This window comes from Sphingopyxis sp., assembly GCF_035250425.1.
GTDB lineage: Bacteria > Pseudomonadota > Alphaproteobacteria > Sphingomonadales > Sphingomonadaceae > Sphingopyxis.
The window spans coordinates 1-2,539 of record NZ_DATFFD010000209.1; the positions used below are offsets into that span (position 1 = coordinate 1).

A 2,539-nucleotide genomic window follows, 5' to 3' on the forward strand; every position below is an offset into this window, starting at 1 on the left:
AACGATGAAGCGGTGGATGCGGCCGTTGCCGTCCTCGAACGGGTGGATGAAGACAAAGGCGAAGGCCGCGACTGCCGCTGCCACGACAGGCTCGATGTTGTCGGCGAGCATCCGCGCCGTCAGCGCCATCCAGCCCGTCATCAGCGAGGGGACGTCCTCAGGCCGGGGGCAAATGAAATGCACCTCCTCGCGGTAATCGGCGGTCGTCTCGCCGACGAAATTCTGGAAGCTGCGCCAGTCGGTCGCTGCATAGCGGCGATCGACGATCGCATTTTGCAGCCGAACGATCGCTTCCTTGTCGCCCGTGTCAAAGCCGTAGGCGGAGCGCAGCGCCGTGACGAACCGCTCAGTCCGATCCGGGCTGGGCGCTTCCCCCTCGATCGCGAAGGACGAGCGCGTCTCCTTGGCGAAGAGATGCCGCACTGCGCGGGCGAGCACGGCCGGCTCATAGCGTTCGATGATCTCACGCGCTTCAGCATCGATATGGACGCCGATCTGCCCTTCCAGTTTCGCCGTGCGGCGCACCGTCGGGCACAGGTTCGGCGTACCGAGCAGATTGTCGATCACGCGGTGCCGCGAAGAGTTCCGCCTCGCCCCGGCGACATGCTTCTGCGCATCGAGCGCTTCGACGTAGTTGCCGGCGGCGGCATCCGGCACCTCGAGCCGTTCGCCGGTCAGGTACTCATAGAAGAACCAGGCGCGCCGCGCATAGCTGCCGCTCGGCTCGGTGCGCACCCATGCCGCGACCACTTCGGCGTCGATGGCAACGAAGGTTGCGGCCAGCACACCCAAGTCCAGGGGTTCATAGCGCAGGGCAAAGCGCAGGTTGGCGATGACATCGTCACCGGTCGCGTAGGAACGCGGGTAGAACTCGACAATGCGCCCGGCGATCACTTCGGTGCGCCGCGCACCCGCGACCAGGTAGCTTTCGACATAGGGCGGCGGGCTTTGCGGTGCGAACGCAGCCCGAAGCCACATATGGCCCAACATCGGCCGATCGTCGCTTACGCCCTCATTCATGTTAGAACGTTTAAGACGATACGAAAACGATTACCAATGGCATCTGTCATTCGAAACTGATTATTGAACTAAGGTTATGGCTTTCGTGGGCCGAACTTTTTCGCTGCGTTTGGCGAGGGAGGGGGTATATGACCGCTTTCAGGCATAGTTTCGTAGGAACGACGCACTGTGGCGCCTCGCTGCCGATCTGGCTCCCCGCCGGAACGAGGAGCCAGGCCCTCAGATTTCACTCCCTTCAGCAAGAGTCAGGGCATCCTCGACATCCACTCCAAGATGGCGAACCGTGTTTTCGATCTTGGTATGGCCGAGGAGAATCTGCGCCGCGCGCAAGTTGCCTGTCGCCTGTAGATGATTGATGCCTTTGTACGCCGGAGCGAGTGTGTGTGCCATATTGTTCCCGGCGAAGCCCGATGCCAGTCACCCAACCAAGCAAAGGTTTTTTACCCGGTCTTCCCGCCAGATGAGAATGCACAGAATGTCGTGGATTGGCTGCGCTCGCAGATAGACGCTCAGCTAGTCTGACAACTGCAATTTGCCTTTAACCTCACCCAAGCATATATCGGGCAAAGACGAGCCAGGAGGCAGAAGATGGCGACCGAAGACGTACCAGGAGGCTGATAATGGCGAGAGAAGACATTCCGGGAGGTTAACGTGGAGAGGGCCCGTCTGGAGGCCGTCGATGACATGCTCGACCAGCGCAAACCCGCCCAAGGCTCACTACGCTCTATACGATCTCATGCGGGCCGACCTCGAGGCACGGCTTGACCAGCATCGAAGGTTCTCGGCGACCGCATCGGCCGGGTCTGAAACGCTCAAAGCAATGCCGTCGCGGAACAAGAATGCGCGGTCTCTCTAGCGACCCAGTGGAAGCTGGTCACGCGGCGCTCGGACCTGTAACAGGAAATCAAGCGTGCCGCTGTGTTCTCAGTGTCCAGGCAGATTCGGCCATGGTTCATTTCGACGATGTCGGATAGACCAAGCGCCAGCGACAGGGCCGCAATAAGGGTTTCGCCTCCAGACAAGGTACTGATTTCGCGCGGCCACCCGGTCTCAATGTCATGGACACGGATGTCGAGGCCGCGCCTGGTACGACCGCCGACGGATTCGATGCCCCACTCGAAACGATAGCGCCCGGCCGTCATCGGATCGAGCCGCAGACTCGCAGCGTCCAACACATGATCGCACATCGCACCGATCGCGAACGTCTCCGGTGTGCGCATAGTCCTGAAGTAGCGCCTTGCTTTCGAGGAAGGTGAGCAGGGCTCGTTGCAAAGAAAGCCGATTTGAGCAGTTTCCGAGAAACATACCGAATCGCTCAAGATGGAAATATCTCACAATTTCAAATCACTACCTGAGCAGCTTTTGCTGCTTTCCGACAAAATTGTAACAGGGCGGTGATTAGGCCGGATCGCCATCAACGGATGTGAGGGAATGATGTCCTACAAACCTATCCGCAAAGCCGTTTTCCCCGTTGCCGGATTGGGGACGCGCTTCCTGCCGGCGACCAAGTCGGTGCCCA

General features: G+C 59.9%; 2 protein-coding genes and 1 pseudogene. All 3 read right to left on the reverse strand.

Annotated elements, in window-relative coordinates; genetic code table 11:
* Nucleotides 1-894: Fic family protein (locus tag VJ811_RS12265; protein ID WP_324072701.1), on the reverse strand; the 894-nt coding region annotated here is incomplete at its 3' end.
* 345 nt (nt 895-1,239) lie between these two features.
* A pseudogene (locus VJ811_RS12270) lies at nt 1,240-1,447 on the reverse strand (integrase); the annotation flags it as partial.
* A 385-nt stretch (nt 1,448-1,832) separates the two neighbouring features.
* A complete protein-coding gene (locus tag VJ811_RS12275) occupies nt 1,833-2,339 on the reverse strand; it encodes a hypothetical protein (protein WP_324072703.1) in 507 nt (168 codons plus the stop codon).
* Between the last annotated feature and the right edge of the window lie 200 nt (nt 2,340-2,539).